15 protein-coding genes are annotated in these 12,489 nt (G+C 42.6%); 4 read left to right on the top strand and 11 right to left on the bottom strand.

The annotated features are described in order from the left end of the window. Positions 1-36 precede the first annotated feature (36 nt). A complete protein-coding gene (gene fadR / locus GOL65_RS01835) occupies positions 37-753 on the bottom strand; it encodes a fatty acid metabolism transcriptional regulator FadR (RefSeq protein WP_140918530.1) in 717 nt (238 codons plus the stop codon). 300 nt (positions 754-1,053) lie between these two features. Between fadR and dsbB the strand changes: the two genes are divergently transcribed. Next, on the top strand, positions 1,054-1,593 hold the full coding sequence (dsbB, locus tag GOL65_RS01830) for a disulfide bond formation protein DsbB (protein WP_140918529.1): 540 nt from the start codon (positions 1,054-1,056) through the stop codon (positions 1,591-1,593). Positions 1,594-1,713: 120 nt separating this feature from the next. Here dsbB and GOL65_RS01825 read toward each other — a convergent pair whose 3' ends face one another. The 8 genes from GOL65_RS01825 to GOL65_RS01790 all read right to left on the bottom strand — a co-directional run bounded on the left by GOL65_RS01825 (position 1,714) and on the right by GOL65_RS01790 (position 7,443). Then, entirely contained in the window at positions 1,714-2,088 is a 375-nt protein-coding gene (locus GOL65_RS01825; protein WP_179038127.1) for a lysozyme inhibitor LprI family protein, read from the bottom strand. 151 nt (positions 2,089-2,239) lie between these two features. Beyond that, entirely contained in the window at positions 2,240-2,467 is a 228-nt protein-coding gene (locus GOL65_RS01820) for a sulfurtransferase TusA family protein (protein WP_140918527.1), read from the bottom strand. 3 nt (positions 2,468-2,470) lie between these two features. Then, positions 2,471-3,505 carry a YeeE/YedE family protein gene (locus GOL65_RS01815; protein ID WP_140918526.1) on the bottom strand — a complete coding sequence of 345 codons (1,035 nt, stop codon included), beginning with the start codon at positions 3,503-3,505 and terminating at the stop codon, positions 2,471-2,473. A 739-nt stretch (positions 3,506-4,244) separates the two neighbouring features. Then, positions 4,245-4,607: a P-loop NTPase family protein gene (locus GOL65_RS01810; RefSeq protein ID WP_140918525.1), complete on the bottom strand. Its 363-nt coding sequence runs from the start codon at positions 4,605-4,607 to the stop codon at positions 4,245-4,247. Positions 4,608-4,670: 63 nt separating this feature from the next. After that, complete coding sequence (locus GOL65_RS01805) at positions 4,671-5,117, bottom strand: YcgN family cysteine cluster protein (protein ID WP_140918524.1); 447 nt, start codon at positions 5,115-5,117, stop codon at positions 4,671-4,673. Positions 5,118-5,212: 95 nt separating this feature from the next. After that, positions 5,213-5,869, bottom strand: a complete 657-nt coding sequence (locus tag GOL65_RS01800) for a fumarylacetoacetate hydrolase family protein (RefSeq protein ID WP_140918523.1) — start codon at positions 5,867-5,869, stop codon at positions 5,213-5,215. Positions 5,870-6,024: 155 nt separating this feature from the next. Continuing rightward, complete coding sequence (locus GOL65_RS01795) at positions 6,025-7,062, bottom strand: lytic murein transglycosylase (protein WP_228723110.1); 1,038 nt, start codon at positions 7,060-7,062, stop codon at positions 6,025-6,027. 111 nt (positions 7,063-7,173) lie between these two features. Further along, positions 7,174-7,443 carry a YcgL domain-containing protein gene (locus tag GOL65_RS01790; RefSeq protein WP_140918522.1) on the bottom strand — a complete coding sequence of 90 codons (270 nt, stop codon included), beginning with the start codon at positions 7,441-7,443 and terminating at the stop codon, positions 7,174-7,176. 150 nt (positions 7,444-7,593) lie between these two features. Between GOL65_RS01790 and minC the strand changes: the two genes are divergently transcribed. From minC to minE, 3 genes are read left to right on the top strand one after another with little or no spacing between them, the layout of a single operon-like run. Beyond that, positions 7,594-8,271: a septum site-determining protein MinC gene (minC, locus tag GOL65_RS01785; RefSeq protein WP_140918521.1), complete on the top strand. Its 678-nt coding sequence runs from the start codon at positions 7,594-7,596 to the stop codon at positions 8,269-8,271. A gap of 23 nt (positions 8,272-8,294) precedes the next feature. Beyond that, positions 8,295-9,110 carry a septum site-determining protein MinD gene (minD, locus tag GOL65_RS01780; RefSeq protein WP_140918520.1) on the top strand — a complete coding sequence of 272 codons (816 nt, stop codon included), beginning with the start codon at positions 8,295-8,297 and terminating at the stop codon, positions 9,108-9,110. A gap of 3 nt (positions 9,111-9,113) precedes the next feature. Next, the gene (minE, locus tag GOL65_RS01775; protein ID WP_140918519.1) at positions 9,114-9,383 is read left to right on the top strand and encodes a cell division topological specificity factor MinE; all 270 of its coding nucleotides are present in this window, start codon (positions 9,114-9,116) and stop codon (positions 9,381-9,383) included. 84 nt (positions 9,384-9,467) lie between these two features. Here the strand turns inward: minE and rnd are convergent, their stop codons facing one another. Both rnd and fadD read right to left on the bottom strand, forming a co-directional pair. Continuing rightward, entirely contained in the window at positions 9,468-10,601 is a 1,134-nt protein-coding gene (gene rnd / locus GOL65_RS01770) for a ribonuclease D (RefSeq protein WP_140918518.1), read from the bottom strand. Positions 10,602-10,680: 79 nt separating this feature from the next. Further along, positions 10,681-12,369: a long-chain-fatty-acid--CoA ligase FadD gene (fadD, locus tag GOL65_RS01765; RefSeq protein WP_140918517.1), complete on the bottom strand. Its 1,689-nt coding sequence runs from the start codon at positions 12,367-12,369 to the stop codon at positions 10,681-10,683. Positions 12,370-12,489: the final 120 nt, after the last annotated feature.

The following is a 12,489-nucleotide window of genomic DNA, read 5'->3' as shown; positions in this document are numbered from 1 at the left end:
CTTATTGCGCCCCTTATTACATCTTTCGAATACCGATTAATTTGCTTCAGCCAAATCCTTTGGCATGTTGCTTTGCATCTTATGCCAGATAATACCACTGGCTTTACCGTACTGGCGTACGCATTCCATCACCTGATCGTGTAGTCTGTCGCGGCATAAGTCAGAAAGACGTTGATAGAAGTTCAGGGCTAACTGGCGCGCTTCTGGATTAGAAAAATAATAGCGACCAACGCGGATATATAGCCCTTTGATACCGTTAAGAATCAGACCATAGATCGGATTACCTGAGGCAAATGCTAAACCGCGGAAAATATTATAATCCAACTCGGTAAATAGCTCCGGACGCTCTTCAAAACCATTATCCTGAGCTAAAACTTCCAGCGCCTTTTCCGGATTTTGACGAACCGCAGCCCGAATAAAGATAGCAGCGATATTGGTTCTGACGGCCAGAAGGTTATCAATTAACTGAGGAACGCTATCGTGATCTAAACGTACCAGCGTTTCCAGCAGACTCAAGCTGGAAGTTTCCCAGAAGTTATTTACTTTAGTTGGCTTACCGTGCTGAATTGTCAGCCAGCCATCTCGGGCTAAACGCTGCAATACCTCACGCAATGTGGTACGAGTTACGCCAATAAGTTCGGAGAGTTCACGTTCTGCGGGCAGAATGGTACCAGGGGGAAACCTGTTGTTCCAAATGCTCTCAATTAAATACTCTTCCGCAAATCCTGCCGGACTCTGCGCTTTGATCACCATAAAAGTGCTATTCCATTAAGGTACAAAAATTAAAACGATTTGTTGCATCATACCAGAAGGCCATAGCCGGATATAGCATCTCAAAATATCAAATAGAGTAAACTGTGGTTTAGATTACAAAAACAGGCTAATTTCAGTGTAAAAAATTACTTATTCATTCTAAATCAGCCATGCAGGAAAAAATCCTTGGCTTACAAAGAAAATCTTAACCATAATGTCATTTGAAAGATGGCATAGAAATAAAACTAGTTTAAACTACCGCTATCGGCGATCGCTCATACATATTAAAGTGAATTAATCATGTTATGTTATTTAAATAGCTGTTCTAAAGGAAGAGGTGCCTGGTTTCTTCTGGCTCTGATTGTTATTGTACTTGAGTTAATTGCCCTCTATTTCCAACACGTAATGTTACTGAGACCTTGTGTGCTCTGCATTTACGAACGTTGCGCTCTGTTTGGTATTTTAGGCGCAGCCTTGATTGGTATGTTGGCACCTTCCTCTACGCTGATACGTTTTCTGGCTATCATTGTATGGCTATACAGCACTATCGAAGGCCTATTGTTGACATGGAAACACACCATGATTCAGCTTTACCCTTCCCCGGCAAACACCTGTGATATTTTTGTTAACTTTCCAACCTGGCTACCGCTGGATAAATGGTTACCAGCGTTATTTGTAGCTAACGGTGATTGCAGTGAAAAACAGTGGTCATTCCTTTCATTAGAAATGCCACAATGGTTATTGATTATTTTCGCTATTAATTTAGTTATTGTTGCTTTGGTTATTATTGCTCAGTTTGTTAAACCAAAGAGACGTTTTTTCTATAACAATCCACTCTGATATATAAATCAGAAGATCAATGTTCAAAAAGCGCCATTATCGGCGCTTTTTTGTTAACTACGGTTTTAAGCATCGATCATAAAAAAACCTCGCATTGCGAGGCCTTAAATAACAAATGGCTTATTCGGCTAGTTTAGATGACACACAACCGGTGCTGCTACATTCATGCTCGCGTTCTTTAAGGAAAGCAATTCGTTCATTCATCATATTGTTAGCACAGGTTAAATTGACAAAATACCCGCTGTTTTTCTCTTCGCTACAGTTATCATCCCGTTGCTTGATCCAATTTAGCTGGCTCTTCTTCAAAATAGCCTTTTGTTCTGCACTGACTAGCTTCACTACACGAGAATACTGCTGGTTTAAATCACGATCTAACTGAGAAAATACCGTACTACTACAATAAACCTGATCAAAGGCATTACGCGGTGTTGCACAGCCTGCAGCTAATGCATTGGCTGATACCATTACCGTTAAGGCAACAAGAATTCGACGCATACTAAACTCCTTTTAGTTAATTTAACGCCTCATTCTATACAATTGTGTTTAACTTTATAAACAGAAAATAACTATCAGATACGGTGTATCACCAGAAATTTCAAACCAATAAAAAAACCCTCCGAAGAGGGTTAATCAAAAATAGATCGTATCAACCTTTTTGAATACTTATTTGCCATTGAGCATCACCGGTTTGTTTAAAACTAGTCACTTCATGACCGTCTTCAACCGCCCAGCGAGGTAAATTTTCAGTTGCCTGCGCACAGTCATATTCAATAACTAAGGTATCACCAGCGTTAAGTTCTGCAATTTGCTTTTTAGCTTCAATTAACGGGAATGGACAAAGCTTACCTGTAGTATCCAGTACGATTGTTTTCATGTGTTATGCCTCGCTTTTCTTAATTAATTGATTAGGAATGATAATGGTGAAATAACTTACCAACCAACTACCGACTAATATGCAGGGAATAAACAGCCATCCTTGCCATGAGAACCATGCAGTATTAACTACCGTGTTCCCCAACATACAACCGCCAGCTAATCCGCTACCAACCCCCATTAATAAGCCACCGAATAAGCTTTTGATTAATGCCTTCCAACCAGGAGAACGAACTCTGAGTTCCTGACTTCCCCAGGCAGCAATAAGAGCACCAACAAATATTCCAATCAGTAAGTACCCTGCCCAACCAAAGAATCCCGTTTTACCTTCAGTGACTAAAGAAAATAGTTGAGCACTGGGCCCGCTGATACCAAGCCCTCCAACTCGCCCTGATAGCAAACTGGATGGCCATGCTAATAAAGCAATAATGCCAATAATGGTAGCGGTAACGAAAGGATGCCATCTGGCTTCAAAAAGCAAATGAGATATCCCCTGCTTTCTGGGTTGAGGTTGGGGAATTGGAAACGATTTTTTATTCAGATGACGATATACCAAGAAAAGCGTAGTTATAGTTAAAACCAAAACCGCAATCCAGGGAGAGATATTGAATGTTTGAGTAAGCGACGCATCAGGTAGAGAAGGAGCATTAATGGGCGCAAAGATCTGTTTTCCATCCGGCTGTCGAATAAACCAACTGGATATAACAAAACCAAACACGGCAATCATACTTCCTACCAGCCCTTCAGCAGCTCGATAATAAGCTCCTGTAGAACAAGAACTTGCCAATCCCATTCCGATACCAAACATCAACCCTCCGACCAGAGTTGCCAGCCAACGAAAATCCCCCGAAGGTAATTTCGCCCAACCTAAGTCGATAAGAATAAACAGACCGATGCTTTGAAGAGTAATGATGATTAGCATAGCAATAGTCATTCGACTATCACGAAACAAATAGAGGTCCCGTAACCCTCCTGCCATGCAAAAACGTCCACGTTGCATGACAAAACCGAGAAGAAGACCCAAAAACAGACCTGTCATAGGGGAAAACTCCAGCTTTATGGCGTAAACCATAATCAAATTACAAAAATAACTGCCGGCGGAGTATACTATGTTATGAATGAAAAAATAACTTATAATTAACAATTAATTAAAAATAATAGATTGCTAAACAATACTTATTAATTGATAAATTCAAAGATCAATCGATAAGTATATTCTGACAAAATTTGATATAGCAAAAAGAGAAATTAAGCGCGTTATGCCCGAGTTACAGTAGAAATCAAAAATCACCGGGAGAAATAAAAAAGCCTCACGAATGCAAGGCTCTGTTAATATATTAATGTTATCGATACGCACATTTTTTTCAAACTTCCCGCCAGCTTTGCCACGTATCTCTAAGTTGCGTGCTGACTTGCCAATTATGGCTATCGAAGATATTTTGGACCACCTCTCTCTGGGGTTGAACAATCTTCTTACCGCACTGCCGCTTATCACCTTGTCGGGTTGATTCTATTTGTAATTCCTTAGGCTTTATATATACATAATAGTTGATTATTGAATTTTGCAAGGTTGCAATGAGTAAAAAATTTGGCTAACGCCTAATATTTTTCACACCTGCTATTATTGAGCGTTTACCACATGCTACAGACTCAGAATGGGATACCACAAGAAACAAGGGTATTAAATCTACTATTTGTCGAACAATCGATAATTACTGTTTTGTCATCAAAGCGGCTGGGGTCAAATAAAATCATGAATAATCCTGCTTTCAGCAAGGTTATTTCAATTCATAATAGTCTCTATAAACTTCGTCAAACTTTTTTGTATTATTCTCAATTGCTATTTGGGCTTGCAAAATAAAGATAAGTAAATCGTCTTTATGTACACCACCTTCACAAACACGAGCTCCCGGAGAACCATCTTTTTTATAGCGTTGAGTAAATACAACGTTGTGTTTTACGTTAAGAATAACGGTTTGTAGATATTGCTGATAAAAACGGCTTTCAGGATCAAAGAAAGTATTAATGTCATTAGCACTTCGCTTTAATGCTTTTTGAGCAAATACTTTTAATGGGATGAAGCCGTCATCATCTGCTGAGAGTATAAATTCATTCATTAATGAGTTTTGGATCATTGTCATTGGTATTCTCAACAAAATCATCATTCGACTCAGGCATGGTACTGTATTCTAGAAATAAACTTATTACCTGGCCCAGTCGGGTTTATTTAAAATATGATCCTGCCAGTCAATCACTTCACTCTCTGGTACCGCAATATGACGCACTGAAATTCTGGCAGCATGCATAGCTGATTTAGAACCAGCCAACAGCGGATGCCATTCTGGTAAAGCTTTACCTTCAGCAATCAGACGATAAGCGCAGGTTGGCGGTAACCATTCAAAAGTAGGTAAATTGTCACGGGTAAGTTTGATGCAATCTTCTTCCAGTTCAAAACGGCGATCGTAATTACTGCACTGGCAGCTTTTAATATTCAGTTGGTCGCATGCGACGTTAGTGAAATAGATTTCATCGGTATCTTCGTCAATCAGTTTGTTCAGACAGCACTGACCACATCCGTCACACAACGACTCCCATTCGTCATCGGTCATCTCAGGCAGCGTCTTTTGCTGCCAAAAAAAGGATTGGCTCATGATGGTATTCCGGTATTAATAAATAAGGGATTAATCTAAAAATAAACGCCTGTAACGGTTAGCTACAGGCGTCTGTTTTAGACGATATAAGAGGATTATAGCACGCGGCTGGTAATTTCTTTACCATTAAGCGCAACGATGAAGTTATCACCATGCTCAATCGGGCCAACCCCTGAAGGAGTACCGGTTAATACGATATCGCCAGGACGCAGCGTAAAGAAGCGACTCATGTAGGAAATCAGCGGCAGAATTGGGGTGATCATCTCCCGAGTATTCCCGTTCTGGCGCACCTGACCATTAATCGACAACGATAATGAAGCCTGTTGGGCATCACCAAACTGCCCTACCGGAATAAAGCCTGAAATAGGACAAGAATTATCAAATGCTTTGGCTTTTTCCCAAGGTTCGCCCGCTTTTTTGCACTCTGCCTGCAAATCACGCAGAGTTAAATCAATAGCAATGCCGTATCCTACAATAGCATTAGCAACCCGCCCTTCATCAGCATTCTTCAGCGGCAAACCAATGAGTACCGCCAGCTCCACTTCATAATGGACAGAACCGAATCCATCCGGAATTGCTATTGGCTGAGTAATATCGCATAACGCCGTTTCAGGCTTAATGAACAGTAGCGGCTGTTGAGGCGTGTTATCCCCCATCTCTTTGATATGGTCTGAATAATTTTTGCCCACGCAAACTACTTTGCTCACAGGTAACTCTAACAGGTCACCCTGCCAATCCCGATGTTGATACATATGATTGCTACTCCTTCATAACCTTTGTCTGATTTTATCAATGTAGTGATTTATTATTGTTCTCAACCCGACATTATGCCGGGCCATTTGGCGTAGTCCGATTGTTATCGTCCGATAGTATCATTACATCGGTAACAAAAACTTAGATTAAGCGCTTAGTTTTGTACAACTTTATCTGCCAAAGTACCGATACTGATCGCAAAGTAGGTAGAACGGTTCCAGTGCATAATGGTTCGGAAATTGTTAAATACCATAAACGTTCTCCCCTGTGCATCATCAGGCTGTATGATCCAGGCCTGCTGCTTTCCGGGAACTTTATGTGAAAGAACAATACCCTGTTTCTGCCACTCGGCGACGCTCTTCGCTTTAGCATCTTCCAGTCCGATAGCTGCATCAGTCAGTGCTTTGGTTAATTTGACCTCTTGTCCCCAACCTTCATTGGAGTTCCAGCCTTCAGTCGCCAGATAATTTGCCGTTGAGGCGAATACATCATCCTTGTCATTCCAGATATCAATCCGCCCGTCACCATTACCATCCAGCCCATATTTAAGGAATGAGGTCGGCATAAACTGGCATTGTCCCATTGCCCCTGCCCATGAGCCTTTAAATTTATCAGCCTGAATATGACCCTGTTGTAAAATTTGCAGCGCGGCTATCAACTGTTTGGTAAAAAACTCTTCGCGGCGTCCTTCAAAAGCTAATGTCGCTAAGGCAGAGATAATATCTTCTTTCCCCTGACGTTTACCAAAAGTACTCTCCATACCCCATAGCGCCACAATATAGCTGGCCGGTACGCCAGAGCGTTTACTGGCTTTATTGAGTTTACTTTTATTAGCTTGATACATTTGGCGAGCACGATCTATTTTCCAGTCTGGTAACACTCTCTGCAGATAATCATCAAGTGTGATCTTTTTCTCTAACTGGTTTTTATCTGAATCAATTACGCGACTGAGAAAATAGACATTCGCAAACGCCCGATCGATAGTTTGCTGGCTGATGCCTTCGCTCAATGCTCTGGCCTTGAGTTTTTCTACATAGGCAGGAAACTGAGACTCATTATAAGCGGTACTCTGTTCCGCTGTTGGAGCACTGGTTGCAGTATTTTTGATAATGGGTTGAGCCTGAAGGGTTTTACCGCTACATCCGGCCAGTAGAACCACACCTGTCAACCAGGCTATCATTGATAATTTCACTATCTTCATCCCAAATTATTCTGACGCAAACCGCATAAATAAATCTATTTTTACAAGGCCATGAAAACGAAAAACAATATCAAATCATTTTTGTTAAAATCTAAATGCGGATTAATCGTCAAAATCATCAGGGGTTTTTAGCAGGCTTTCAACCGGAGGTGGTACCTGTAAATAGAATCCCTGTTCAATCAAATCTTGTTTCACTCTGGCAATATCTGCCGAGGCCAATTTCGCTCTTTGCTCTAATTCCAGAGTCATCACAAACACAGGTTTACCAAAACTATTCATCAATGCTTCAGGGATTTTGGAAAAGTCATCCTTCTGTTCAATATAAAGATAGGTCTGATCGCGTTTATTGCTACGATAAATTGCACACAACATTGTTCTTTCGCTCTAATTAATTGAGTCATTGACTTGCCTAGATATGCCGCTAACTATAACATGCTGTTATACGTTCGTGCATTTTACAATATTGAACATTAAAACAGCGCTCTGGCTATAATAGCGGGAGCCAAAAACTGAGTAGGATAGATGTCACAATCGCCAGTTGAATTGAAAGGCAGCAGTTTTACTCTGTCTGTTGTTCATTTGAATCATTCAGAACCGAATATCATTCGCGAAGCTTTAACTGAAAAGGTGAAGCAAGCTCCCGCTTTTTTGCAGAATGCACCCGTGGTTTTGAACGTTGCTGCACTCACACCTGATGCTGATTGGTTGCAAGTGCAGCGAGCAGTAATGGATGCTGGCTTACGCGTGGTTGGTGTAAGTGGTTTTCATAGTGATGAACAAAAACGCTCTATCCAATCTGCCGGTTTACCGCTACTGACAGAAGGCAAAGCAGGAAAAGTAACCAAAGCTGCACCACCACCTCCTCCTCCACCAAAAACCCGAATAATCAGCACTCCCGTTCGTACCGGTCAGCAAATTTATGCTCGCGGTTGCGACCTTGTGGTTATTAGTTCGGTTAGTTCAGGTGCTGAGCTGATTGCCGATGGCAATATTCATGTCTACGGTATGATGCGTGGTCGCGCGCTGGCGGGTGCCAGTGGCGATGTGACCAGTCAGGTTTTTTGTACCCAGCTTGCTGCTGAATTAGTCTCTGTTGCCGGTGAATATTGGCTAAGTGACAGAATTCCATCTACATTCTATGAGCGCGGCGCAAGACTGTTTTTGCAAGATAACATTTTAACTATTGAATCATTAAATTAAGCCTTATTTACAAGGAACACCTTATGGCACGAATTATTGTTGTTACTTCCGGTAAGGGGGGCGTTGGTAAAACCACCTCCAGCGCTGCCATTGCAACTGGTTTAGCACAAAAAGGAAATAAAACTGTCGTTATCGATTTTGATATCGGACTGCGTAATCTCGACTTAATCATGGGATGTGAACGCCGTGTCGTATATGACTTTGTTAACGTTATTCAGGGTGATGCCTCGCTTAATCAGGCGCTGATAAAAGATAAACGTACAGAAAATCTCTATATTCTGCCTGCATCCCAAACTCGCGACAAAGATGCATTAACTAAAGAAGGCGTGGAAAAGGTTCTGGCAGACTTGGGTGAGATGGAGTTCGATTTTATCGTTTGTGACTCTCCGGCCGGTATCGAAAGCGGAGCCCTGATGGCGCTGTATTTCGCAGATGAAGCCATTATCACAACTAACCCGGAAGTTTCATCAGTACGTGACTCCGACCGTATTCTCGGTATTCTGGCATCAAAATCCCGCCGTGCTGAAAATGGCCAGGAACCCATTAAAGAACATTTGCTGGTTACCCGCTATAACCCAGGCCGCGTTAACCGTGGTGATATGTTAAGCGTTGAAGACGTACTGGAAATTCTGCGTATTCCTCTGTTGGGTGTTATTCCAGAAAGCCCGTCAGTGTTGCGTGCTTCCAACCAGGGTGAACCTGTTATTCTGGATACCGAATCTGATGCTGGCTTAGCTTATGCGGATACCGTTGAGCGTTTGTTAGGTGCAGAAATACCATTCCGTTTCCTGACTGAAGAGAAGAAAGGTCTGTTAAAGCGACTGTTTGGAGGGGCATAAGCCATGGCATTGTTAGATTTTTTCCTGTCCCGTAAAAAGCCAACCGCCAATATCGCTAAAGAGCGGCTACAAATTATCGTTGCGGAACGTCGTCGCGGTGATAGTGAGCCGCACTACTTACCTCAGTTGAAGCGTGACCTGCTTGAGGTTATCTGCAAATATGTGCAGATTGACCCGGAAATGGTTACCGTACAGCTGGAGCAAAAAGGTGATGATATCTCGGTGCTGGAACTTAACGTGACGCTACCTGAAAATGATGAAGCTAAGCGTTAAGCGTAGCAATTTTTAGCGTTATCAAATGAGAAAAACCGCCTTAAACGGCGGTTTTCTGTTTTAATCCGGACATTTCTACCTAACCTACATAAAAGGCCTGGCTTCCTGTTCAAGCAGTGCAGCTAAACGTTCACGCATTAATTCTCCGCGCCATCCTTGCATCAACTCTGGTTGTTCACTGGCATCCTGTTGCCAAAAAAACTTCAGTAACTGGTTAATCTGGCGGCGTGATGCCAGAAGCTCAACATTCAGCCCACTTTCACCAGAAATAGTCTGGATCAGAGTTTTAATATCTTTAAATACTTTCTTATAGCCTGCGTGATCCACAATACGCGATATCTTTTCCGGTAAGGCTTCTTCTGGCAATTGCAGCCCTTCAGCCACTAAACGCAGCATGGTTCTACCGTGGTAACGAATTTCCGGCCCACTTAATCCTAACGGTTCCAGCTCTCCCATTGATGAAGGCTGATGTCTGGCTACTTGCCACAGGTTCTCTTCCCTGACCACAAAGTTAACCGCCATATCCCGCTCGCGAGCATAATTCAAACGCCAGGCGGCTAACAGCTTCAGACAACCCAACTGGCGGTTATTGAGCTGCCAGGCGTTATTAATATCAATATAGGCGTCTTCAGGAGTAAGCTGCTCACAGCGGCGCTTACTCATCATGATGCATTCATTTTTCGCAGCATCCAGCCATTTTAATTGTTCAGTCTCTTGCAAAATGGCATCAGCAATGGGCAACAGGTAGAAAACATCCGCTGCCGCATAAATACATTGTCTTTCGGTCAATGGACGCGCCAGCCAATCGGTTCGGGATTCGCTTTTATCCAGTTCAATATCCAGATACTCCGCAACCAATGCCGCAAATCCGGTAGAAAGCGAACGTTGATTGAATGCCGCCAGTATTTGAGTATCGATCATGGGTTCAGGCAATACACCAAACTCATGGAGAAAGACTTCCAGATCTTCACTGCAGGCATGAAGAAACTTAATAACCTTTGGATTAATCAATAGTGCGCGAAACGGCTCCCATTGCTGAATATTCAGCGGATCGATTAAAACGAGCTGTTCACCATCATAAAGTTGAATCAACCCTAACTGAGGGTAATAAGTGCGGGTTCGAACAAATTCGGTATCTAACGCAATGCGTGAAACCTGACTGGCACGTTCGCAAACCTGCTGTAATTCGTCATCAGTTGTTATCAGTTGATAATCCAAAACATAATCTCTTGTTTGTTAGTTTCTGGCATAAATAACGCCGGATTTCCGGCGTTATTTATGTTTCATCACAAGCCGGTTACTCTTTATTACCCGCTTGCTGCTTAATGGCTTCGTCACGCAGATCCTTACGTAGGATCTTACCCACATTAGACTTAGGCAATTCATCACGAAATTCAACAATTCGCGGAATTTTATAGCCGGTTAATCCACTGCGACAATGAGCTAAAAGTTCATCCTTAGTCAGACTTGGATCTCTTTTAACCACATAAATTTTCACGGTTTCGCCGGAAACTTCATTTGGTACACCAATGGCAGCCACTTCCAGTACTTTAGCGTGACTGGCTACCACTTCTTCAATTTCATTAGGATAAACATTAAATCCGGAAACCAGAATCATGTCTTTTTTGCGATCGACAATCTTCATAAATCCCTGCTCGTCCATCACCACAATATCACCGGTTGCCAGCCAACCATCTTTTAACACTTCGTTGGTGGCTTCAGGGCGATTCCAGTACCCTTGCATTACCTGTGGGCCTTTGACCCAAAGCTCACCCGCTTGCCCTTCTGGTACATCAATACCCCGATCGTCAACCAGGCGAATTTCCGTAGAAGCAACCGGTAGACCGATACTGCCGCTGTATTGCTGTAAATCATAAGGATTACCCGCAACTAATGGCGAACACTCAGTCAGACCATAACCTTCCAGCAAATGAGTTCCGGTCAACTGCTGCCAACGATCTGCGACGCTGCGCTGAACCGACATTCCTCCACCAACGGTAATACGCAGATGGCTAAAATCCAACTCCCGGAAATCTTCATCATTGATGAGAGCATTAAACAGAGTATTTACTCCGGTCAATGCGGAGAATGGATAACGAGAAAGCTCTTTTACCATGCCTTTTAAATCACGTGGATTGGTAATGAGCAGGTTACATCCCCCCACCTCAAGAAACAGCAGACAGTTTACGGTTAAAGCAAAAATATGATAAAGCGGCAAAGCCGTTACTACCAGTTCCTGACCTACAATTAGCAATGGAATATAGGCTGCGCGGGCTTGTTCCATGTTAGCCAGCAGGTTTCCGTGGGTCAACATTGCACCTTTGGCCACTCCGGTGGTTCCACCGGTATATTGCAGCAAAGCCAGATCGTCAGGTGATAAGCGTGGTTTAATATACTGCTGATTACGACCCTTATGTAAAGCACTGCGAAATGATATTGCGCCTGGTAAATTGTATTTCGGCACCAATTTTTTTATGTACTTAACAACAAAGTTAACCAGAGATCGTTTACCAACGGAGAGTTGATCGCCCAGGCCGCTGAGAATCACGTGTTCGATTTGCGTCTGCTTAACCACTTTTTCCAGCGTATGGGCAAAGTTTGACACAATCACAATTGCTTTAGCACCACAGTCATTTAACTGATGTTCAAGCTCTCTTGGGGTATACAGTGGATTCACATTCACCACCACCATACCCGCACGCAGAATACCAAACAGTACGATAGGATATTGCAACAGGTTTGGCATCATTACCGCTACCCTGTCACCTTTTTTCAATCCCAGTGAATTTTGCAGGTAGGCGGCAAAAGCCCGGCTGCGCTTCTCTAATCGACGGAAAGTCATTACCTTTCCCTGATTAATATAAGCAGGCTGATCGGCAAAGCGATTTACCGCATTTTCAAACATATCCGCCAGTGATGAGTAGCGTTGAGCATCTATCTCTGCCGGAACATCTTTGGGATAACGGGATAACCATACCTTATTCAATGAAATACTCCTGTATCTGGCATCTTACCTTCATTCTGTGGTTGTTATTCTTTAAACAGAATAAGGCTCATTACAGTGAACTTAACCCTATGGTTACCATAGGCTAATATTCTATTACTA

The organism is Limnobaculum xujianqingii, from assembly GCF_013394855.1.
In the GTDB taxonomy this organism is placed as follows: domain Bacteria; phylum Pseudomonadota; class Gammaproteobacteria; order Enterobacterales; family Enterobacteriaceae; genus Limnobaculum; species Limnobaculum xujianqingii.
The sequence above is the reverse complement of the archived record's forward strand: the minus strand, read 5'-3'. Positions and strand labels throughout refer to the sequence as shown.